The sequence below is a fragment of the Agrobacterium pusense genome, from assembly GCF_900102105.1.
Classification (GTDB): Bacteria; Pseudomonadota; Alphaproteobacteria; order Rhizobiales; family Rhizobiaceae; genus Agrobacterium; species Agrobacterium pusense.
Genome location: NZ_FNBB01000008.1, coordinates 73,782 through 93,987, shown reverse-complemented (window position 1 = coordinate 93,987; position 20,206 = coordinate 73,782). Strand labels below are relative to the sequence as shown.

The 20,206-nt window shown below is 59.4% G+C and carries 21 protein-coding genes; 15 read left to right on the top strand and 6 right to left on the bottom strand.

What is annotated here, in order from left to right:
- Positions 1-62: 62 nt before the first annotated feature.
- The gene (parC, locus tag BLU28_RS17805) at positions 63-2,315 is read left to right on the top strand and encodes a DNA topoisomerase IV subunit A (protein WP_004441156.1); all 2,253 of its coding nucleotides are present in this window, start codon (positions 63-65) and stop codon (positions 2,313-2,315) included.
- A 3-nt stretch (positions 2,316-2,318) separates the two neighbouring features.
- Here the strand turns inward: parC and BLU28_RS17800 are convergent, their stop codons facing one another.
- The 5 genes from BLU28_RS17800 to hemB all read right to left on the bottom strand — a co-directional run bounded on the left by BLU28_RS17800 (position 2,319) and on the right by hemB (position 5,503).
- Positions 2,319-2,708, bottom strand: coding sequence for a type II toxin-antitoxin system death-on-curing family toxin (locus BLU28_RS17800; RefSeq protein ID WP_035207708.1), 390 nt, complete (start codon positions 2,706-2,708; stop codon positions 2,319-2,321).
- Positions 2,705-2,926, bottom strand: a complete 222-nt coding sequence (locus tag BLU28_RS17795; RefSeq protein ID WP_022555977.1) for an AbrB/MazE/SpoVT family DNA-binding domain-containing protein — start codon at positions 2,924-2,926, stop codon at positions 2,705-2,707. The genes BLU28_RS17800 and BLU28_RS17795 overlap by 4 nt, the downstream gene beginning before the upstream one ends.
- A 74-nt stretch (positions 2,927-3,000) precedes the next feature.
- Positions 3,001-3,759 carry an arginyltransferase gene (locus BLU28_RS17790; protein ID WP_035207710.1) on the bottom strand — a complete coding sequence of 253 codons (759 nt, stop codon included), beginning with the start codon at positions 3,757-3,759 and terminating at the stop codon, positions 3,001-3,003.
- A gap of 176 nt (positions 3,760-3,935) precedes the next feature.
- Positions 3,936-4,394, bottom strand: coding sequence for an RDD family protein (locus BLU28_RS17785; protein ID WP_022555979.1), 459 nt, complete (start codon positions 4,392-4,394; stop codon positions 3,936-3,938).
- Between the two features lie 95 nt (positions 4,395-4,489).
- A complete protein-coding gene (gene hemB / locus BLU28_RS17780; RefSeq protein WP_022555980.1) occupies positions 4,490-5,503 on the bottom strand; it encodes a porphobilinogen synthase in 1,014 nt (337 codons plus the stop codon).
- Between the two features lie 174 nt (positions 5,504-5,677).
- Between hemB and BLU28_RS17775 the strand changes: the two genes are divergently transcribed.
- The 12 genes from BLU28_RS17775 (at position 5,678) to BLU28_RS17715 (ending at position 18,211) form a co-directional block, all read left to right on the top strand.
- Positions 5,678-6,115 carry a DUF6163 family protein gene (locus BLU28_RS17775; protein WP_006700200.1) on the top strand — a complete coding sequence of 146 codons (438 nt, stop codon included), beginning with the start codon at positions 5,678-5,680 and terminating at the stop codon, positions 6,113-6,115.
- A 234-nt stretch (positions 6,116-6,349) separates the two neighbouring features.
- Positions 6,350-6,859 (top strand): transcriptional regulator LdtR, encoded by a 510-nt coding sequence (gene ldtR, locus BLU28_RS17770; RefSeq protein ID WP_026363448.1) that lies wholly within the window; start codon positions 6,350-6,352, stop codon positions 6,857-6,859.
- A gap of 374 nt (positions 6,860-7,233) precedes the next feature.
- Positions 7,234-8,565 (top strand): L,D-transpeptidase family protein, encoded by a 1,332-nt coding sequence (locus BLU28_RS17760; protein ID WP_006700203.1) that lies wholly within the window; start codon positions 7,234-7,236, stop codon positions 8,563-8,565.
- Between the two features lie 352 nt (positions 8,566-8,917).
- A complete protein-coding gene (glyA, locus tag BLU28_RS17755) occupies positions 8,918-10,207 on the top strand; it encodes a serine hydroxymethyltransferase (RefSeq protein WP_004441171.1) in 1,290 nt (429 codons plus the stop codon).
- 12 nt (positions 10,208-10,219) lie between these two features.
- Positions 10,220-10,699, top strand: a complete 480-nt coding sequence (gene nrdR / locus BLU28_RS17750) for a transcriptional regulator NrdR (RefSeq protein WP_003512508.1) — start codon at positions 10,220-10,222, stop codon at positions 10,697-10,699.
- A 2-nt stretch (positions 10,700-10,701) separates the two neighbouring features.
- A complete protein-coding gene (gene ribD, locus BLU28_RS17745; protein ID WP_077987788.1) occupies positions 10,702-11,946 on the top strand; it encodes a bifunctional diaminohydroxyphosphoribosylaminopyrimidine deaminase/5-amino-6-(5-phosphoribosylamino)uracil reductase RibD in 1,245 nt (414 codons plus the stop codon).
- Complete coding sequence (locus BLU28_RS17740; protein WP_022555984.1) at positions 11,946-12,557, top strand: riboflavin synthase; 612 nt, start codon at positions 11,946-11,948, stop codon at positions 12,555-12,557. Before ribD ends, BLU28_RS17740 begins: the two co-directional genes overlap by 1 nt.
- Positions 12,558-12,854: 297 nt before the next feature.
- Positions 12,855-13,487: a LysE family translocator gene (locus BLU28_RS17735; RefSeq protein ID WP_077987789.1), complete on the top strand. Its 633-nt coding sequence runs from the start codon at positions 12,855-12,857 to the stop codon at positions 13,485-13,487.
- A 176-nt stretch (positions 13,488-13,663) separates the two neighbouring features.
- Positions 13,664-14,110, top strand: a complete 447-nt coding sequence (ribH, locus tag BLU28_RS17730; RefSeq protein ID WP_004441178.1) for a 6,7-dimethyl-8-ribityllumazine synthase — start codon at positions 13,664-13,666, stop codon at positions 14,108-14,110.
- 4 nt (positions 14,111-14,114) lie between these two features.
- Positions 14,115-14,612 (top strand): transcription antitermination factor NusB, encoded by a 498-nt coding sequence (gene nusB, locus BLU28_RS17725; protein WP_004441180.1) that lies wholly within the window; start codon positions 14,115-14,117, stop codon positions 14,610-14,612.
- A gap of 22 nt (positions 14,613-14,634) precedes the next feature.
- Positions 14,635-15,864 carry an MFS transporter gene (locus BLU28_RS17720; protein WP_035207718.1) on the top strand — a complete coding sequence of 410 codons (1,230 nt, stop codon included), beginning with the start codon at positions 14,635-14,637 and terminating at the stop codon, positions 15,862-15,864.
- Positions 15,865-16,072: 208 nt separating this feature from the next.
- Positions 16,073-18,211: a sodium-translocating pyrophosphatase gene (locus BLU28_RS17715; protein WP_035207720.1), complete on the top strand. Its 2,139-nt coding sequence runs from the start codon at positions 16,073-16,075 to the stop codon at positions 18,209-18,211.
- A gap of 75 nt (positions 18,212-18,286) precedes the next feature.
- Here BLU28_RS17715 and BLU28_RS17710 read toward each other — a convergent pair whose 3' ends face one another.
- Positions 18,287-18,817 carry an outer membrane protein assembly factor BamE gene (locus tag BLU28_RS17710; protein WP_035207722.1) on the bottom strand — a complete coding sequence of 177 codons (531 nt, stop codon included), beginning with the start codon at positions 18,815-18,817 and terminating at the stop codon, positions 18,287-18,289.
- A gap of 271 nt (positions 18,818-19,088) precedes the next feature.
- On the opposite strand from BLU28_RS17710, the gene BLU28_RS17705 reads away from it, so the two are divergent.
- Both BLU28_RS17705 and BLU28_RS17700 read left to right on the top strand, forming a co-directional pair.
- Complete coding sequence (locus tag BLU28_RS17705) at positions 19,089-19,628, top strand: ubiquinol-cytochrome C chaperone family protein (protein WP_077987790.1); 540 nt, start codon at positions 19,089-19,091, stop codon at positions 19,626-19,628.
- A 7-nt stretch (positions 19,629-19,635) separates the two neighbouring features.
- On the top strand, positions 19,636-20,199 hold the full coding sequence (locus BLU28_RS17700) for a YceD family protein (protein ID WP_035207724.1): 564 nt from the start codon (positions 19,636-19,638) through the stop codon (positions 20,197-20,199).
- Positions 20,200-20,206 lie beyond the last annotated feature (7 nt).

Below are 20,206 nucleotides of genomic sequence, written 5' to 3'. Positions count from 1 at the left end.
CATCCACAGCCGCGACCCCTGTGTTTCTTGCCGGGAATCGCCATTTCCGCTAGTCAAGCACCATGGGAAAAAATCTTGTACCTCCGTCCGGCGGAGACGATAATATTCATCCGGTCGATTTGAAGGCAGCGCTCGAAGAGCGCTACCTCGCTTACGCCTTGTCCACGATCATGCATCGTGCGCTGCCGGATGTTCGCGATGGCCTGAAGCCGGTCCATCGCCGCATTGTTTATGCGATGAGCGAAATGGGCCTGAGACCCAATTCCGCCTTCCGCAAATGTGCCAAGATTGTCGGTGAGGTGATGGGTAACTACCACCCCCACGGCGACCAGGCGATCTATGATGCGCTGGCGCGTCTGGCGCAGGATTTCTCGCTGCGTTATCCGCTGGTCGACGGGCAGGGCAACTTCGGTAACATTGACGGTGATAGCCCCGCCGCCATGCGTTACACCGAAAGCAAGATGACGGCGGTGGCCGAGCTTCTGCTGGAAGGTATCGGGGAAGACGCGGTCGATTTCCGCGACACCTATGACGAATCCAATTCCGAGCCCGTGGTATTGCCCGGCGCTTTCCCCAATCTGCTGGCGAACGGTGCTTCCGGCATCGCTGTGGGCATGGCGACGTCGATCCCGCCGCACAATGCGCATGAACTGTGTGACGCGGCGCTGTACCTCATCAAGCATCCCGATGCGACCGTTGAAAAGCTGGTGGAATTCATTCCCGGTCCCGACCTGCCGACCGGCGGCGTGATCGTTGAAAGCCGCGAGAATATTCTCGATGCCTACAAGACCGGCCGCGGCGGTTTCCGCGTGCGCGCCAAATGGGAGACGGAAGACCTCGGGCGCGGCGGTTATCAGATCGTCATCACCGAAATTCCGTTCCAGGTGCAGAAATCACGCCTGATCGAAAAGATCGCCGAACTGCTGATTGCGCGCAAGCTGCCGCTGCTCGAAGATGTCAGAGACGAGTCCGCCGAAGATGTGCGTATCGTTCTGGTGCCGAAGAGCCGCACCGTCGATGCGACGCTGTTGATGGAATCGCTGTTCCGTCTCTCCGATCTTGAGAGCCGCCTGCCGCTCAACATGAACGTGCTGTCGCTCGGCAAGGTGCCGAAGGTGATGGCGCTGAACGAGGTGCTGACGGAGTGGCTGGCGCACCGCAAGGACGTGCTGGTCCGCCGCTCGCGCCATCGTCTGGCGGCAATTGATCGCAGACTGGAAATTCTGGGCGGCCTGCTCGTCGCTTATCTTAATCTTGATGAGGTGATCCGCATCATCCGCGAGGAGGATGAGCCGAAACAGGTGATGATGGCGAAATGGTCGCTGACGGACCTGCAGGCCGAATCCATCCTCAACATGCGGCTGCGCAACCTGCGCAAGCTCGAGGAATTCGAAATCCGCAAGGAATTCGACGAACTGACGAATGAGAAGGCCGAGATCGAAGCGCTGATCGCCTCTGATGACAAACAGTGGCAGACCATCGCCTGGGAAATCGGCGAGGTCAAAAAGAAATATGCCAAGGCGACCGAACTCGGCCGCCGTCGCACGCAGTTTGCCGACGCGCCTGACGCCGATATCGAGGCCATTCAGCAGGCGATGATCGAAAAGGAACCGGTCACCATCGTTATCTCGCAGAAGGGCTGGATCCGGGCGCTGAAGGGTCATATGTCCGACACCTCGACCCTGACCTTCAAGGAAGGCGACGGTCCAAAGCTTGCATTCCCGGCGCAGACGACCGACAAGCTGCTGCTGCTGACGACGGGCGGTAAGGCCTATACGCTCGGCGCCGACAAGCTGCCGGGCGGACGCGGCCATGGCGAGCCGATCCGCATCATGGTCGATATGGAAAACGATCAGGATGTCCTCACCGCCTTCGTGCATGATCCGTCGCGCAAGCTGCTGCTCGTTTCGACGGCCGGGAATGGCTTCGTCGTAGCGGAAAGCGAAATGGTGGCGAATACCCGCAAGGGCAAGCAGATCATGAACGTATCCATGCCCGATGAGGCCAAGCTCGCGGTTCCCGTTACCGGCGACCACGTCGCTGTCGTCGGCGAAAACCGCAAGCTCCTGGCGTTCCCGCTGGCGCAGGTCCCGGAAATGTCGCGCGGCAAGGGCGTGCGCCTGCAGCGTTACAAGGACGGCGGCGTCGTGGATGTGAAATGTTTCGCGCTTGCCGACGGCCTCAGCTGGTCCGACACGGCCGGGCGTCTCTTCAACAAGGTGGGTGAAGAACTGCGCGAATGGTTGGCCGACCGTGCAACGGCAGGCCGCACCGTGCCGAAGGGCTTTCCGAGGAGTGGAAAGTTTGGTGGGTAAGAGTTACGGGTATGGAACGATATGATCTTTGAGGAACCGGCTCACGCCATCCTCATCGATCTCTTCAGAAGCGACGGCCATAACGAATTGGTAGAGATGTGCTTCTTCCGTTTGGATCATGAAGCCGTTTTCCATCAGGAAAACACCGGCGGTCACGATAGCGATCCGCTTATTGCCATCCAGAAACGCATGATTTCTCGCCAGTCCAAAAAGATAGGCCGCCGCGAGATCGCAGACGTGGTTGCCGCCATAGCCAGCTTTGTTGATGGGTCGGTTTAAGGCTGAATCCAGCATGCCCTCATCACGCAGTCCATGAATGCCCCCGAAATTGTCGATTTGCATTTTGTGGAGCTGCTTGACGGTCTTGACGTCTAGGAAAATAAACTCTGTCATTCAGCAAGTTTCTTCAAGGCTACCTTGTATTTATCCATAAAGATACGTGCATGTTCTAGTTGACGTGCGAAGGCTTCGTCTGCAACGCGCACACGCAGTTCACCGTTGCTTTCGTTAAGATCAAGCGTGTCGCCTGCCTTAACGCCCATGCGTTCCAGAACTTCCTTGGGGATAATGATGCCTTCGGAATTACCAATTCTGCGGACCGTCACGTTCATTGCTAGAGACTCCATGTTATAACGGCGTTATAACATTGCTGAGTCTCTGTCGCAACGTAGTTGCAATATTTCGATCAAACTGGATCCGGCGTATAAACTTCCCACCCGCGCGGCGTCAGATGCTCCTGCGGGTGGTAGCGGGTCTTATAGCCCATCTTTTCAGAGCCATCGACCCAATAGCCGAGATAGACGTGTGGCAGGCCGAGCGCGTGGGTGCGGGTGATATGATCGATGATCATGTAGGTGCCAAGCGAGCGCTTCTCGAGTTCCGGATTGAAGAAGGAATAGACCATCGACAGGCCGTCGCTCATCACGTCGCTGAGCGCCACAGCCAGAAGCTCGCCGCGTTTGCTGGAATCGATGCCGGAGCCGGGCTCGCGGACGCGGTATTCGATGATGCGGGTGTTCACATGTGTGTCTTCCACCATGATCGCATAATCCAGCGCCGACATGTCGGACATGCCGCCAGACTGGTGGCGGTGGTCGAGGTAGCGGCGAAACAGGGCGAATTGTTCGGTGGAGGGTTCGGCCGCATGCACCGTGGCGACGACATCCTTGTTGGCGGCAAGAACGCGTCGCATCGATTTTGTCGGTTGAAACTGCTCGGTCAGGATCCGCACGGATACACAGGCGCGGCAGTTTTCGCAGGCCGGACGATAGGCGATGTTCTGCGAGCGCCTGAAACCGCCCTGGGTCAGAAGGTCGTTCATTTCCGAGGCGCGCGGGCCAACCAGATGGGTGAAGACCTTCCGCTCCATCTGGTTCGGCAGATAGGGGCAGGTGGCCGGCGCCGTAAGATAGAATTGTGGAGAGGGCGTCGCCTGCGTGTTCATCGAACCGTGATCGCCTCCTGCGTCTGTTATAAAGCGCGCCGCGATTTCACGGGGCTGACGGCGGCGCTTCAAGCGACATGCATAATGTCACAGAATGGCAAAATGACGGAAAACGTCAACTGCGGGATGAGGTATTTGGCGGGGTGAAAGCCACGTTTCCGTGGCTTTCCGTAATATTAGCGTGTTCTGACGATGACGGTGCCGAGCAGGAAGTCGTGAACGAGGCGCGAGCGCTCCGTAAACAGGCCGGCAAGCAGGATCAGCGGCGTCAAAACCGAGTTGATGATCCAGAAAAGCACGATGTGAACGGTGGACAGCAGGAAATCGATTCGCCGCCCGTCCATGCGCGCCATCGCAATCCCCATCGCCCGCATACCGGGGGTCGCCTGCGACGGGCCTCCGAGCGTCATGCCAAAATAGAGTACTGCCACAATGACGAACAGCGCCGGGTAGAGGAAGAAGCCGAGACCCAGCGTGATCACGCCAAGAAAGAAGACAATCACGGCGGCCGGGATGCACAGGAGGAGAACGATTGCGTAATCGATCAGGAACGCGAAGACCCGCCGGCTCAGGACGCCGCTATAGGCGCGCCAGTCATCCGGTGCGGCATAGGTGGGGTTCTGGTCGAGGCTCATCGGTCGTTTTCTCCTGAAAGAACTGACAGCTCGGCATGAGTGCCGTGTCAGCAACAATATGGGTAAGGAACCACCGAATACAATAAGCGCTGGCCTTAGCCCCTGTTGAGTTTGCGTGCGGCTTCGATGGCGAAATAAGTCAGAATGCCGTCGCAACCCGCACGCTTGAAACAGAGAAGCGTTTCCATCATCACCCGCTCGCCGTCGATCCAGCCGTTCATCGCCGCAGCCTTGATCTGCGTATATTCGCCGGAGACCTGATAGGCGAAGGTCGGCAGGCCGAAATTCTCCTTCAGCCGCCAGCAGATGTCGAGATAGGGCAGGCCGGGCTTGACCATCAGCATGTCCGCGCCTTCTTCCACATCGAGCGCCGCGTCGCGGATGGCCTCCATGCCGTTGGCAGGGCTGATGTAATAGCTTGCCTTGTCGCCCTTCAGCAGGCCGGCGGTGGAAATCGCCTCGCGATAGGGGCCGTAATAGCCGGATGAGAACTTTGTCGCGTAGGCCATGATCCCGACATTCTGGTGCCCGGCCGCATCAAGGCCGCGGCGGATGGCGCCGATACGGCCGTCCATCATCTCAGAAGGAGAAATAATGTCCGATCCGGCTTCCGCCTGCAGGATCGCCGCCTTGACGACCTGTTCCACGGTCTCGTCGTTGACGATCTCGTTGCCGCGCAGAATGCCGTCATGCCCGTGGCTGGTGAATGGGTCGAGCGCCACGTCGGTGATCATGCCAATATTGGGAACGGCTTTCTTGACGGCGGCAGTCGCCTGATTGATGAGGTTATTGGCCTCAAGCGCGTTCGAGCCGGTCTCGTCCCGCAATTCCATCTCGACATTCGGGAAGGTGGCGATTGCCGGAATGCCGAGATCGGCGGCTTCCTTCGCCGCTTCGACCAGTCTGTCGATGCTCATACGGTTGACGCCAGGCATCGCCGGAATGGGCTCCAGAATATTGCTGCCCGGCACGATGAAGACCGGCCAGATCAGGTCGTCCACAGTGAGGCGGCTTTCCTGTACCAGACGGCGCGTCCAATCCGCCTTGCGATTGCGACGCATGCGGCGATGGCCGGTGATTTCGTCGACCAGGTGGGTTTTGTCCTGCATGTCAGAATGTCCTTCGATCAAATTTGGAAGGCTGCATACCATGAAGCGCGGCGCATGCGAATGCGACAATCTTCCCTCATTGCCGTCCGGCAATGACGATGATGCTTTGACAAGGCAGGCGGCGGAATTCAATATGGGCTGGTCGCCCGTTCGTCGAGACCGTATCTTCCGGCCATGGAACCTGATTCTCAACCTCTGCCGAAGCGCCCGCTCACTGAAATCCTGTTTCTGGTCTTCATGAGGCTGGTCGCGGTTTCGTGTTTCTGGTTCGGGCTGCAATATTGGGCAATGCTGACGGGCTATTCTCTGGGCGGTCACGGCAGGTTCGATATGCTGAACCTGCCCTGGCGTGTGGCCGGCAGCGCGCTTGCCGTCATTTTCCCGGTCGCGGCCCTCGGCCTTTGGCTCGGCGCCTCCTGGGGCGCTGTCATGTGGGTGATGGGCGCGGGCACGCAGATCGCGATGTATAAGGTGTGGCCCCACATCTTCGGCGCCAACACGCTGGTGCCCGTCATGCACGGTCTTGTGGCAACCATTTATATACTATTCCTGGTCGCTTTCTGGCTGGATCAGCGCCAGAATGAAGAACGGGCAAGAATTGATTTACCATAAGAATAAAGCAATTCGGCCTGATTTGCGGCCGAATTTCATATTTAACCCATTGATTTATAACGATCGCCTGTCAGGCATTCCCACTTCGCCACAAGTTGGGGCCTCCAGGCAAAATGCAGGTAACCATTTGTTAATCGTAGCTTTTAAGTAGAATTTTATGCGCATTGATTAGGTTCTCACTCAAGGCGGGAGACAAACAAACACACCGCCAAACAAAACAGTGAGGCAGTCATGATCAATAGCAAAGTTAAGCCCCAGGCCGTTGTTGCCGATGCACATGAAGATACCATCCGCTCGCTCTACATGGAATCGCTGCATCTGGTGGAACGTCTCCACCGCCGTCTCCTCGATGTCATCAAGGATGAGTTCGACCGCCAGGGTCGCGATGACGTCAACGCCGTTCAGGCCCTGCTGCTGTTCAACATCGGCAATTCTGAACTGACCGCCGGCGAGCTTCGTTCGCGTGGTTATTATCTCGGCTCGAACGTTTCCTACAACGTCAAGAAGCTGGTCGACCTTGGTCTCATCAACCACCAGCGCTCTCGCGTCGATCGCCGCTCGGTTCGCATCAGCCTGACCGAAAAGGGCCAGGAAATCGCCGAAACGGTTGCCCGCCTTTATGAACGCCACGTCGGCTCGATCGAAAAGGTCGGCGGCATCGGCACCGGTGAGTTCTCCGAAATGAACAAGCTGCTGCAGCGCCTCGATCGCTTCTGGAACGACTCGATCGCTTACCGCCTGTAATACCGCGACGGTTTCACTGTTTAGGCCGGGGGCATTCTTGCTCCCGGCCTGCGGATTCGGCGGCTACATCTCTGCCGTTTCTTCATGTCAAGCCCAACCTGCAAAGCTCGTAGGAACCCTGTTTTGTGGGGCATACACAGCTTCGTGAGAAATGGCCCGTGACACGAATTGGCCATATTGATATGGGACCCGCAAAGCTTGAGGAGCCGGCTGTTTCTCCTGCTGTCGCGGCAAGTCCCGACCGTTCTGCCAGACAATAGCGCCCAGGCGATGGGTGTCGAGTATTCCAGGCCGGCAGGCACGTTGTACGTGTTTGTTAATCATATTGATTTAGGCATTATAGAGAATGCCGAATAGAGTGGCTGGTAGGTAGAATGACAAAGACATCCGTTTCCAATTCCGTATCGCGCCGCACGCTTCTGCGCTCGGCCGTTTCCGCTGGTGTCGCCGCGCTCGCTGCGCCGGCCTTGGCGCAGGACGCGTTTAACGATCTCATGGGTTCCTCGCGCCGCGGCAACTGGGATGACCAGTTCGACGCCAATACGTCGCGTTCGGCTGTGGGCGTCGTTTCCAACAATCCGGTCCTCGGCCGCGAAGCCCCCGTCTATATGCAGCAGGCGATCATGCAATATCAGCAGATCGTGCAGAATGGCGGCTGGCCGGAAGTTCCGGCGTCGCAGCAGCGTCTGCAGATCGGCGTCTCCGATCCCTCCGTTCAGGCACTGCGCCAGCGACTGATGGTATCGGGCGACCTGCCGCGTGAAGCCGGCATTTCCAGCGCCTTCGACTCCTATGTCGATGGCGCGCTGAAGCGTTTCCAGGCCCGTCATGGCCTTCCGGCTGATGGCGTCAGCGGCGAATACACCACCAAGGCTCTCAATGTCTCCGCGCAGATCCGTCTCGCGCAGCTGCAGACCAACCTCGTGCGCATCCAGTCCATGTCCGGCGATCTCGGTCAGCGTCACCTGATGGTGAACATTCCGGCCGCCGCCATTGAAGCCGTTGAAAACGAACGCGTCGTGCTGCGCAACACTGCCGTTGTCGGCCGCGCCAGCCGTCCGACGCACGTTATCAATTCGAAGATTTACGAGGTCATCCTCAACCCCTATTGGACCGCACCGCGCTCGATCGTCGAAAAGGACATCGTGCCGCTGATGCAGAAGGACCCGACCTATCTGGAGCGGAACAACATCCGCCTTATCGACGGCAAGGGACAGGAAGTCTCGCCGACCACGGTCGACTGGTTCGCGCCGAAAGCGCCGAACCTGATGTTCCGCCAGGACCCCGGCAAGATCAACGCCATGTCCTCGACGAAGATCAACTTCCACAATCCGAACAACGAATACATGCACGACACGCCGCAGCAGGGCCTGTTCAACAAGCTGATGCGCTTTGAGTCCTCCGGTTGCGTCCGCGTGCAGAACGTGCGCGACCTGACGTCGTGGCTGCTGCGCGACACGCCCGGCTGGTCGCGCCAGGAAATGGAACGCGTCATCGCCTCGCGCGTCAACACGCCGATCAAGCTCGCACAGGAAGTGCCCGTCTACTTCGTCTACATCACCGCATGGTCGGCGAAGGACGGCGTGGTTCAGTTCCGCGACGATATCTACGGCAAGGACGGCAATGCCGAACTGGCGCTGAACACGACGGCGGGCATGGAACAGCCGGCCGGTGCCGTGGACGACGATCTGCTGCCGCGCAACTGATCGGGCTTTTGCCATAAGCTTTGAATTGTGAGCGAGGGGAGAGGTGATCGCCGGAAACCGGCCAGTCCCTCCGCCGTCATCTTCGGGCTTGTCCCGAGGACCTAATCACCTATCGTAAAATAGAGCATTGCAGATCCTCGGGGCCAGCCCGAGGATGACGCAGGTGCGCGGCTTGGCCGCGCATCATCGCAGCGCCGCCTTTAAGTTTCCGTCGCGCTCTGCTTTTCCTGAAAACAACTGCCACTTTTCGTCGCGACGTCGCAGTTTGACGGGCAAATCTCGCTCTCCGTATTGCTCTTGTTCGGGCAGGGCGCTAAGACGCCATCGCATTACTGTTTCAGGAGCCTTCACCATGTCGAACACAGATGCTTTCTTCTCCAGTCCGCTTGCCGATGTCGATCCGGAAATTTTCGGCGCGATCGAGAAGGAACTGGGCCGCCAGCGCCACGAGATCGAACTGATTGCCTCGGAAAACATCGTTTCCCGTGCCGTGCTCGAAGCACAGGGTTCGATCATGACGAACAAATATGCGGAAGGTTATCCGGGCAAGCGTTATTACGGCGGCTGCCAGTTCGTCGACATTGCTGAAGAACTCGCCATCGAACGCGCCAAGAAGCTGTTCGGCGTCAACTTCGCCAACGTTCAGCCGAATTCCGGCTCGCAGATGAACCAGGCCGTGTTCCTCGCGCTGCTGCAGCCGGGCGACACCTTCATGGGTCTCGATCTGAATTCGGGAGGTCACCTGACGCATGGTTCCCCGGTCAACATGTCCGGCAAGTGGTTCAATGTCGTGTCCTACGGCGTGCGCGAAGGCGATAACCTGCTCGATATGGACGAAGTGGAGCGCAAGGCCAAGGAACATAAGCCGAAGCTCATTCTCGCCGGCGGCACCGCCTATTCGCGCGTCTGGGACTGGAAGCGCTTCCGCGAAATCGCTGACGAAGTCGGCGCTTACCTCATGGTCGACATGGCTCACATCGCCGGTCTCGTGGCTGGTGACCAGCACCCGTCGCCGTTCCCGCACTGCCACGTCGCGACCACGACGACGCACAAGTCCCTGCGCGGCCCGCGTGGCGGCATGATCCTCACCAACGACGAGGATCTGGCGAAGAAGTTCAACTCCGCCGTCTTCCCCGGCCTGCAGGGCGGCCCGCTGATGCACGTCATCGCCGCCAAGGCTGTTGCCTTCGGTGAAGCGCTGAAGCCCGAGTTCAAGGATTATGCCGCACAGGTCGTGAAGAACGCCAAGGCGCTGGCCGAAACCCTGGTTGAAGGCGGTCTTGATGTCGTTTCCGGCGGCACAGACAACCACCTGATGCTGGTCGACCTTCGCAAGAAGAACGCCACCGGCAAGCGTGCGGAGGCAGCACTTGGTCGCGCCTACATCACCTGCAACAAGAACGGCATTCCCTTCGACCCGGAAAAGCCCTTCGTTACCTCTGGTGTCCGTCTCGGCACGCCGGCCGGCACGACGCGCGGTTTCAAGGAAGCGGAATTCCGCGAAATCGGCAAGCTGATCGTTGAGGTTCTCGATGGTTTGAAGGTCGCCAATTCGGATGAAGGCAATGCCTCCGTCGAGGCTGCGGTGCGTGAAAAGGTCGTCGGCCTGACGGACCGTTTCCCGATGTATCCGTACATGTAAGGAAAGAAGACGATGCGCTGCCCATTCTGCGGTTCCGAAGACACACAGGTCAAGGACTCGCGTCCGGCGGAGGACAACACCTCCATCCGCCGGCGGCGCATCTGCCCGGATTGCGGCGGCCGCTTTACGACCTATGAGCGCGTGCAACTGCGCGAGCTGATGGTCATCAAGAAAAGCGGCCGCAAGCTTCCTTTCGACCGCGAAAAGCTGGTGCGCTCCTTCGAGATCGCGCTGCGCAAGCGGCCGGTTGATCGAGACCGGATCGAACGGGCCGTATCAGGTATTGCCCGTCGTCTGGAAAGCTCCGGCGAGACGGAAATTCCCTCGGAAGAAATCGGTCTTCAGGTTTTGGAAGCACTGAAAAGCCTCGATGACGTCGCCTTCGTTCGTTATGCTTCGGTCTATCGCGATTTCAGCCATGCCGAGGATTTCGAGAACGTGATTGCCGAAATCAACGCCAAGATCGCGCGCGATACCGACGCTGGAGCATAGACGTGATGAGCCGTGCCGATGACGAAAGGTTCATGGCGCGGGCCATCGAGGTTTCGCTTCGCCACCAGGGCCAGACGCTGACCAACCCCTCGGTCGGCTGTGTTCTCGTCAAGGATGGACAAATCATCGCCGAAGCCGTGACCGCCATCGGCGGACGCCCCCATGCCGAACGCCAGGCGCTGGAACTGGCCGGAGAGACGGCACGCGGCGCGACCGCCTACGTGACGCTCGAACCCTGTTCACACTGGGGCAAAACCCCGCCCTGCGCCAACGCGCTGGTGGAATATGGCGTTGCCCGTGTCGTGGTCGCGGTGGACGATCCGGATGAGCGCGTCTCCGGCCGTGGTTATCAGATATTGCGTGATGCCGGTATCGTGGTGGAAACCGGTCTGCTGCGTGCCGAAGCCCAACGGGCGCTCGCCGGTTACCTCACAAGGCAGGTGAAAAAACGCCCGCATGTGATTCTGAAGCTTGCGGTTTCTGCTGACGGAATGATCGGCAGGCAAGGTGAGGGGCAGATTGCCATTACCGGCCCTGAGTCACGCCATGCAGTGCACCAACTTCGGGCGCGCTGCGACTGCATTCTCGTTGGTATCAGGACCGCTATCGCGGATGATCCTGAGCTGACTGTGCGCATTGCCGGTCTGGAAAACCGCTCGCCTGTGCGGATCGTGCTGGATCGGCAATTTGAATTGCCATTGACGTCGAAACTGGTGCGGACTGCGCGGGAGGTTCCGGTGGTGGTTGCCGCTTTACCCCCCTCTGCCCTGCCGGGCATCTCCCCCTCAAGGGGGGAGAACGATGGAGCGCTGCTTCGCCCTGCATCGACGGCTGGAGAGGGTGCGTCTAGGGCGCAATTTGACCGAGCGGACAGCCCCTTGCCAATCTCCCCCGTTGAGGGGGAGATGCCCGGCAGGGCAGAGGGGGGTAACCTCGACCTCCGCCGCCAACTCCTGACCAACGCCGGCGTCCAGGTCCTCGAAGCCCCCACGCTCGAAAACCTCCTCCACATCCTCGCCGAAAGCGGCATGTCGGAACTTCTGGTCGAAGGCGGCGCCTTTGCCGCAAAATCATTCCTTGAAGCTGGATTGGTGGATCGTATCATGCTGTTTGAAAGCCCCGTCGTGATCGGCACGGGCGGCATTGAAACGCCGCTCAGCCGTGCCGACATCAAGGGCGACTATGCTCTGATCAGTGAAACCACCTACGGGCCGGATCGCTGCTTCAATTATGAAAGGCCGATTTGATGTTTACCGGAATTGTCACCGACGTCGGAACCGTTTCCGAGCTGGAAGCTCTGGCCGAAGGCGTGCGTCTGCGGGTGGCTACAAATTACGACCCCAAGACCATCGATATGGGCGCGTCCATCTCCCATGGCGGCGTCTGCCTGACGGTGACGAGACTGCCTGATGATGGCAGCAATGAGCGTTGGTACGAGGTCGAGGCCTGGGAAGAGGCGCTGCGCCTGACGACGATCGCCAGCTGGCAGAAGGGCACCCACGTCAATCTGGAGCGGGCGCTCAAGATCGGCGATGAGCTTGGCGGTCATATCGTCTCCGGCCATGTGGACGGCAAGGCGGAAATCCTGTCGGTTGAGCCGGAAGGCGAGGCGGTGCGTATCCGCCTGCGCGCGCCGGAACATCTGGCGAAATTCGTTGCCCCCAAGGGCTCCGTGGCGCTCGACGGCACATCGCTCACCGTGAACGCCGTTGATGGCACCGATTTCGACGTGCTGTTGATCCGCCACACGCTTTCCGTCACCACCTGGGGTGAGCGCCAGCCGGGCGATTTCGTCAATTTCGAGGTCGACACCATGGCGCGTTACGCCGCGCGGCTTGCGGAATTCCCCTCGGCGTAATGTGACGATGCTTTGGAGAGGAGGACGCACCGACGCCTCCTCCGTCATTCCGGCCTCGAGCCGGAATCCAGTCAGCTCAAGTCTTTGGGCTGAAAGAACTTTTCCCGCCGCGCAGACGCGCGTCGACTGGATTCCGGCTCAAGGCCGGAATGACGGAAAGGGGAGTGGCCAACACCTGAAATCGCGGCCTATAGCAATTGTTCTCAAGCACCCGCTTCCGATGAAGCTGGAAACGCTATAGGACTTTTTGGCCGTTTGAAATCGACCGCGAGCCAAACGGGGTAGGGGAAATACATCATGCCTTCCTTCGAACTGCTGACCGCCTTTTTCCTAACCACCGCCCTGTTCGCCTATATCCCCGGTCCGGCCATGCTTTACGCGGCGGCGCAGACCATGGCGCGGGGCCGGTTTGCCGGGTTGATGGCAGTGCTCGGCATCCATGTCGGCTGCTATGTCCACATCTTCGCCTCTGCGGCCGGTCTCTCGGTGTTGTTTCAGGCGGTTCCGTGGCTCTATCTCGCCGTGAAGCTCTGTGGCGCGCTTTATCTCGTCTGGCTCGGCTTCTCGATGTTGCGCAGCAAGATGGAAGGCGAGGCGGTCAATCTGACCATCGAGCCGAAATCGGCACGCCGCGCCTTCATCGACAGCATCATCGTTGATGTACTCAACCCGAAGACAGCGCTGTTCTTTCTGGCTTTCCTGCCGCAATTCGTCGATCCGGCCGCCGCCTTTCCCGTCTGGCTGCAGTTCCTGATCCTTGGCATCGCCGTCAATTTCATTTTCTCCTCCGCCGATCTCGTCGGCGTGCTTCTGGCAGGCGCAATGGTCGGGCGCTTGAAGCGTTCGAGAGCGGCGCAGATGCTTGTCCGCCGTGCTGCCGGAACGGTGCTGATGGGGCTCGGCGTCCATCTCGCTTTCCAGAAAACCTGATTCACGGGGAGCCGCGCCGGGAGCGCAAAACCCGGCCAAATGCCCTGCAAACGCGGCCGCTTGCGCCGCCGACACATGAAATTACTTGCCAAAAACGGCCAGCCGTGGTTTGACCGCCGCAAATGCCGGTGTGATCCGGCGTCAAGCTTTTCGGGAAAATCCCCAGGAACCCTCACATGTCCAAACCCCATCTTCTTATCGTGGAAGCACGTTTTTACGATGATATGGCCGACGCTCTTCTCGAAGGCGCGAAGTTCGCGCTTGATGAAGCCGGCGCCACCTATGACGTCATCACCGTTCCCGGCGCGCTCGAAATCCCGGCCGCCATCGCCATGGCGCTTGACGGCGCCGACAATGACGGCACCGAATATGACGGTTTTGTCGCACTCGGCATGGTCATTCGTGGTGAGACCTATCACTTCGATATCGTCGCCAACGAATCTTCCCGTGCCCTGATGGATCTGGCCGTCAGCGAATCGCTGCCGATCGGCAACGGCATCCTCACCGTCGAGAACGACGAGCAGGCCTGGGCGCGCGTGCGCCGCTCCGACAAGGACAAGGGTGGTTTCGCTGCCCGTGCGGCGCTCACGATGATCGAGTTGAAGAAAAAACTGGGTGGCTGAACGCATGTCTAATGTGGAAAATGGCGGTGAACCGCGCCAGCCTTCGGTAAAGCCCGCCAATCAGCGCGGCGCAGCCCGCCTTGCGGCCGTGCAGGCGCTTTATCAGATGGATGTCGGCGGAACCGGCGTTATGGAAGTCGTCGCTGAATATGAAGCGCATCGTCTCGGCCAGGAAGTCGATGGCGATACCTATCTCAAGGCCGACCCGTCGTGGTTCCGTTCGATCGTGTCGGGCGTCGTCCGCGACCAGACGAAGATCGACCCGCTGGTGCGCTCCGCCCTTCTCGAAGACTGGCCGCTGTCGCGACTCGATGCCACCGTCCGCGCTATCCTGCGTGCAGGAACTTTCGAGATTCTCGAGCGCAAGGACGTGCCGGTCGCCGTCATTGTCACGGAATATGTTGAAATCGCCCGCGCTTTCTTCGAGCATGACGAGCCGAAGCTGGTGAATGCGGTTCTTGACCGCATTGCCAAGCAGGTGCGCGGCGAGGCAAAACGCTGAACTAAAAGCAGATGAGGAAGAGATGAGCGCCGTTTCCGTCCCCGGACTTGAAGGTCAACTGGACGAGGCGAAGCGCAACGTCTTCCTCCTCACCATGGCGCAGGCGATCATGGGATCAGCCGCGCCCATGAGCTTTTCCGTCGGCGCGCTCGCAGGGTACCAACTGCTTGGCGCCGACAAGTCGCTGGCGACCGCACCGCTTACCGGGTTTAATATCGGTGTGGCGCTTGGCGCGATCTGCGTGGCGGCCGCATCCCGTTTCCTGGGCCGCAAGGCTGGCTTCATGGTCGGCGCACTGATGTGCTCGATCGGCGGCGGAGTTGCTGCGGTCGCGCTCTTCCGGTCGGATTTCTGGCTTTTTGCCGTCGGCCTGCTGCTGATCGGCATTTCCGGCGGCTTTACGCAGAAGATCCGATTTGCCGCAGCCGACGCATCGCCGTCCTTCTACAAACCCAAGGCTATCTCCTGGATACTTGCGGGCGGTATCATCTCCGCCATTGTCGGACCGCAGCTCGCCATCTTCGGCAAGGACCTGCTGGCGCCGGTCACCTTTGCCGGCGCTTTCATGGCGCTTGTGCCATTGGGGCTCGTTTCGATCGCCATTCTGGCGTTTTTGAAGTTGCCCGATCCCAAGGCCGCCACCCATGTCGAATCGGCAAGGCCGCTTTCTGAAATCGTCTGCACGCAGCGTTTTGTCACCGGCATGATCTGCGGCATCGGCTCTTATGCGCTGATGACCTTCATGATGACCGGCGCACCGCTTGCCATGGTGGTCGGCTGCGGTTTCCCGACCGAACTCGCTACGCTCGGCATCCAGTGGCACGTCCTTGCCATGTTCGGCCCGAGTTTCTTCACCGGGATGCTGATTTCCCGGTTCGGCGCGGAAAAGATTGTCGCTTCCGGCCTCATCGTGCTGATGGCGTGTGCCATCGTCGCCCACATGGGCATCGAATTGTGGAATTTCTGGACGGCGCTGATTCTGCTCGGGCTTGGCTGGAATTTCGGTTTCATCGGCGCGACCGCCATCATCACGTCAAGTTACCGCCCGCATGAAGCGGACAAGGTGCAGGGATTTCACGATATCGTGCTGTTCGGCACGGTTGCCCTGTCATCCTTCTCCTCCGGCAAGGTCTTCACGGCATGGGGCTGGTCGGTTATGAACCTCGTCATCTGGCCCGTTTCAGGGCTTTGCCTCCTGCTGGTGCTGTCGCTCATCTTCACGGCACGCAGAAAAGCGGCCTCAGTCGCATAGTCGGCGCTACGCCTTTCAAGTTTCAGGCAAATTTGTGGGCTTGACGCGAGACGTCGCGCCAACGCAATCTCCCGTCGAGGACATTTTTCCTTGGGAGGGGAACAAATGCCCAATAGGGGACTTCGGACAGGCCGTCCGCGTCCCGCTGCACATGGTTTCGCCACGCCGGGGTGGGAGTGAGGCCCGGCCTTTTGGGAGGTAAGTGCGCATGACCGTAATACCCATAGTCATTTTATGCGGTGTCCTGTCCGTGGTTTACGCGGTATGGGCAACCAAGAGCGTCCTCGATGCCGATCAGGGCAACGAGCGCATGCGTGAAATAGCAGGTTATATCCGTGAAGGTGCGCAAGCTTATCTCACCCGCCAATATCTCACCATCGCCATCGTCGGCCTGATCGTCGCCGTTCTGGCCTGGTATCTCCTGTCATCCATGGCCGCGATCGGTTTCATCATCGGCGCTGTCCTTTCAGGTGTTGCCGGGTTCGTCGGCATGCATGTGTCCGTCAGGGCCAATCTGCGTACGGCGCAGGCCGCGTCGCACAGCCTGTCCGCCGGACTCGACATCGCGTTCAAATCAGGCGCCATTACCGGCATGCTGGTGGCGGGCCTCGCGCTGCTCGGCGTATCCATCTATTATTTCATCCTCACCTCGGTGATGAGCCATGCGCCCGGCTCGCGGGAAGTGATCGATGCGCTGGTGTCGCTCGGATTCGGCGCTTCGCTGATCTCCATCTTCGCGCGTCTCGGCGGCGGCATCTTCACAAAGGGCGCCGATGTCGGCGGCGATCTCGTCGGCAAGGTCGAGGCGGGCATTCCTGAGGATGACCCGCGCAACCCCGCAACCATCGCCGACAATGTCGGCGACAACGTCGGTGACTGCGCCGGCATGGCGGCCGATCTTTTCGAGACCTATGCCGTTTCGGTGGTGGCCACCATGGTTCTCGCCGCGATCTTCTTTGCGGGAACGCCGATACTCGAAAGCGCAATGGTCTATCCGCTGGCGATCTGCGGCGCCTGCATCCTGACCTCGATTGCCGGCACCTTCTTCGTGAAGCTCGGCACCAACAATTCCATCATGGGCGCGCTCTACAAGGGCCTGATCGCCACCGGCATCTTCTCCGTCGCGGGTCTTGCCGTCGCCACTTATGCGACGATCGGCTGGGGGACGGTGGGCACGGTGGCCGGCACGGAAATCACCGGCACCAATCTTTTCCTGTGCGGCCTTGTCGGTCTCGTCGTGACGGCGCTGATCGTTGTCATTACCGAATATTATACCGGCACCAACAAGCGCCCGGTCAATTCCATCGCCCAGGCCTCGGTGACGGGCCACGGCACCAACGTCATCCAGGGGCTTGCGGTTTCGCTCGAATCGACCGCGTTGCCGGCCATCGTCATCGTCGGCGGCATCATCGGCACCTACCAGCTCGGTGGCCTGTTCGGCACCGGTATTGCCGTTACCGCCATGCTTGGTCTCGCCGGCATGATCGTCGCGCTCGACGCTTTCGGCCCGGTCACGGACAATGCCGGCGGCATTGCTGAAATGGCTGGTCTTGATCCAGACGTTCGCAAGGCGACAGACGCGCTGGATGCCGTCGGCAATACCACGAAAGCCGTGACCAAGGGTTATGCCATCGGCTCAGCCGGTCTCGGCGCGCTGGTTCTGTTTGCCGCCTATGCCAACGACCTTTCCTATTTCGCAGCCAACGGCGACACCTATCCCTACTTCAAGGATATAGGCGAGATTTCCTTCAGCCTCGCCAACCCTTACGTGGTTGCCGGCCTGCTGTTCGGCGGCCTCATTCCTTATCTCTTTGGCGGCATTGCCATGACGGCGGTGGGCAAGGCGGCAGGCGCCATCGTTGAGGAAGTCCGTCGCCAGTTCCGCGAAAAACCCGGCATCATGGCCGGCACGGAAAAGCCTGACTACGGCAAGGCTGTGGACCTGCTCACCAGGGCGGCGATCAGGGAAATGGTCATCCCGTCGCTTCTGCCGGTTCTGGCGCCTCTCGTCGTCTATTTCGGTGTGCTGCTGATTTCCGGTTCCAAGGCCTCGGCCTTTGCCGCACTCGGCGCATCACTGCTCGGTGTCATCATCAATGGCCTCTTCGTGGCGATTTCCATGACGTCTGGTGGTGGTGCGTGGGATAACGCCAAGAAAAGCTTCGAAGACGGTTTCGTCGACAAGGATGGCGTGCGCCACGTCAAGGGTTCGGAGGCGCACAAGGCATCGGTGACGGGTGATACCGTAGGCGATCCCTATAAGGATACCGCGGGTCCGGCGGTCAACCCGGCCATCAAGATTACCAATATCGTGGCGCTGCTGCTGCTGGCGGTTCTCGCCCACTGAAGGCTACCGTTTCGACAAATTGAAAAGGCCCGGGGAGCGATCCCCGGGCCTTTGAATTTTCCGTTCCTGCTGAGGTCAGGGCGTATTGCCGCCCTGGCCGAGAATGCTCTTGGCGATATTGGCGCCCGAGGTGCCGCCGGAAAGCAGCTGCTGCAGGAAGGTGAGGTCCTTGCCGCCTGTCGGCGTGGTGCGCGAAATCGTGTCGAAGACCTTGCCGTCCTGCAGCGTGTAGTTGGCCTTGCGCTCGATGACGCCGTCCTTGTTGAAATAAATGGCGAGAATGTTCTGTTCGACCAGCGACGGCTTCATGAAGGCGGCGCGGCGCACACGCTTCTGCGAGATGTAATAGAACACTTCATTGCCGAAGGTCGCGGTCGTGGAGGGCGTGCCCATGGTCAGGAGAACCTGCTCACGGCTCGAGCCTTCCGGGATCAGCTGGAGCGACTGCTCGTCCATGACATAGCCGTTATGGAATACATCTGTCGTGCTGGTGCAGGCGGAAAGCAGGCCGGATGCGAGCACGATTGCGATGGCGGTCTTGCTCAGAATTTTGCCGTGACTTGCGGATTTCTGCTTGCTCAACTGCTTTTCCCCGACTGCGATCATGAATGGCACCTTCCGGCATTGCGTGGTGCACAGTGTCTGTGCACATGATTGTGTCAATCCGGGGACGGAAAATCCCGATCACCCCCCAAATTCAATGCTTTCCCGGCCTTTTGGAACTCCTCCGGTTCTCTTCGACTGTTTCAGCGCAAAGACGAACGTGACCGCGACAGCATTGCAATTCGTGGATGCTTCGGTAAACCAGCTTTGACGATCATGCAACAAGTGCGATGGGCGGTAAGCGCATTCACCCGTCCCGTTCGGAAAAAAAACGATGATATTCGGGCTGTTCAAGAAGAAAAACAACAATCGCGCCATAGTTGACAGGCAATATGCGACCTTGACGGCAGCAGCCCGCACACCCGAATTTTATCTCGATCTCGGGGTACCGGACACTGTAATGGGCCGTTTCGAGATGCTGTCAGTCATGATGATTCTCTATTTCCGCCGCACCAAATCCTCCGGTGTCAGCGGGCAGGAGATTGCCCAGGAGATTGTCGACGCCTTCTTTCAGGACCTTGATCACTCCATCCGTGAGCTTGGCATTGGCGATCAGGGCGTGCCAAAACGCATGAAGAAATTCGCCGGCATGTTTTATGGCCGTCTCGAATCCTACGCGGCGGCGCTGGATACGTCCGACCTTGCGGCCCTTGCCGCAGCGCTCCGGCGCAATATATATCCGCAGGCAGACGAGAACGCGCCGGCGCTGGATGGGCTGGCGGGCTGGATGATGAAGGCTTCTTCCATCCTTGCCGCCTGTTCCGAAGAAACAATTGCAGCCGGAAGCCTGACGCTGCCCTTGCCTGGACGATGAGGTTCACATGAACGCGCGACACGCCGCAAATGACGACCTGCCTTTCTCCTATCCCGTGAAGGTAGGCCATATTTCCGCCAATCCCGTCAGGATTGGTCTCGAAGCCGATGCCGAAGAACTCAAGGCGCTGGCGAAATTCTGGGACGTGGTTTCCGTCGAATATCTGAAGGCAGAGCTGCAGGTATCCCGCTGGAAGAAGGATGGCGTGAAGGTAAAAGGCGAGGTGCATGCGGCCGTGACCCAGTCCTGCGTCGTGACGCTGGAGCCGGTGTCGAGCAAGATCGACGAGACTGTCGAGCAGATTTTCGTGCCGGAAGGTTCGAAACTGGCGCGGATGGTCACGAACGAAGACGGCGAGATCGTGCTCGATCCCGATGGTCCCGACATTCCCGATCAGTTCACCGGCGACAGCATCGATGTCGGCGCTGTCGTTGCCGAATTTGCCGCCCTTGCCATCGATCCCTATCCGCGCAAACCGGATGCGGCGTTCCCCGAAACGGCCGAAAAAGAACCTGAAGAAGAGAAGCGGCCATCGCCCTTTGCCGTGCTGAAAGATTGGAAAAAAGACTGAATGGCCC

Coding starts and splice junctions, on each gene's coding strand:
- parC (WP_004441156.1), top strand. CDS start 63: ATGGGAAAAAATCTTGTACCTCCGTCCGGCGGAGACGATAATATTCAT.
- BLU28_RS17800 (WP_035207708.1), bottom strand. CDS start 2,708: ATGACAGAGTTTATTTTCCTAGACGTCAAGACCGTCAAGCAGCTCCAC.
- BLU28_RS17795 (WP_022555977.1), bottom strand. CDS start 2,926: ATGAACGTGACGGTCCGCAGAATTGGTAATTCCGAAGGCATCATTATC.
- BLU28_RS17790 (WP_035207710.1), bottom strand. CDS start 3,759: ATGAACACGCAGGCGACGCCCTCTCCACAATTCTATCTTACGGCGCCG.
- BLU28_RS17785 (WP_022555979.1), bottom strand. CDS start 4,394: ATGAGCCTCGACCAGAACCCCACCTATGCCGCACCGGATGACTGGCGC.
- hemB (WP_022555980.1), bottom strand. CDS start 5,503: ATGCAGGACAAAACCCACCTGGTCGACGAAATCACCGGCCATCGCCGC.
- BLU28_RS17775 (WP_006700200.1), top strand. CDS start 5,678: ATGGAACCTGATTCTCAACCTCTGCCGAAGCGCCCGCTCACTGAAATC.
- BLU28_RS17760 (WP_006700203.1), top strand. CDS start 7,234: ATGACAAAGACATCCGTTTCCAATTCCGTATCGCGCCGCACGCTTCTG.
- glyA (WP_004441171.1), top strand. CDS start 8,918: ATGTCGAACACAGATGCTTTCTTCTCCAGTCCGCTTGCCGATGTCGAT.
- nrdR (WP_003512508.1), top strand. CDS start 10,220: ATGCGCTGCCCATTCTGCGGTTCCGAAGACACACAGGTCAAGGACTCG.
- BLU28_RS17740 (WP_022555984.1), top strand. CDS start 11,946: ATGTTTACCGGAATTGTCACCGACGTCGGAACCGTTTCCGAGCTGGAA.
- BLU28_RS17735 (WP_077987789.1), top strand. CDS start 12,855: ATGCCTTCCTTCGAACTGCTGACCGCCTTTTTCCTAACCACCGCCCTG.
- ribH (WP_004441178.1), top strand. CDS start 13,664: ATGTCCAAACCCCATCTTCTTATCGTGGAAGCACGTTTTTACGATGAT.
- nusB (WP_004441180.1), top strand. CDS start 14,115: ATGTCTAATGTGGAAAATGGCGGTGAACCGCGCCAGCCTTCGGTAAAG.
- BLU28_RS17720 (WP_035207718.1), top strand. CDS start 14,635: ATGAGCGCCGTTTCCGTCCCCGGACTTGAAGGTCAACTGGACGAGGCG.
- BLU28_RS17715 (WP_035207720.1), top strand. CDS start 16,073: ATGACCGTAATACCCATAGTCATTTTATGCGGTGTCCTGTCCGTGGTT.
- BLU28_RS17710 (WP_035207722.1), bottom strand. CDS start 18,817: ATGATCGCAGTCGGGGAAAAGCAGTTGAGCAAGCAGAAATCCGCAAGT.
- BLU28_RS17705 (WP_077987790.1), top strand. CDS start 19,089: ATGATATTCGGGCTGTTCAAGAAGAAAAACAACAATCGCGCCATAGTT.
- BLU28_RS17700 (WP_035207724.1), top strand. CDS start 19,636: ATGAACGCGCGACACGCCGCAAATGACGACCTGCCTTTCTCCTATCCC.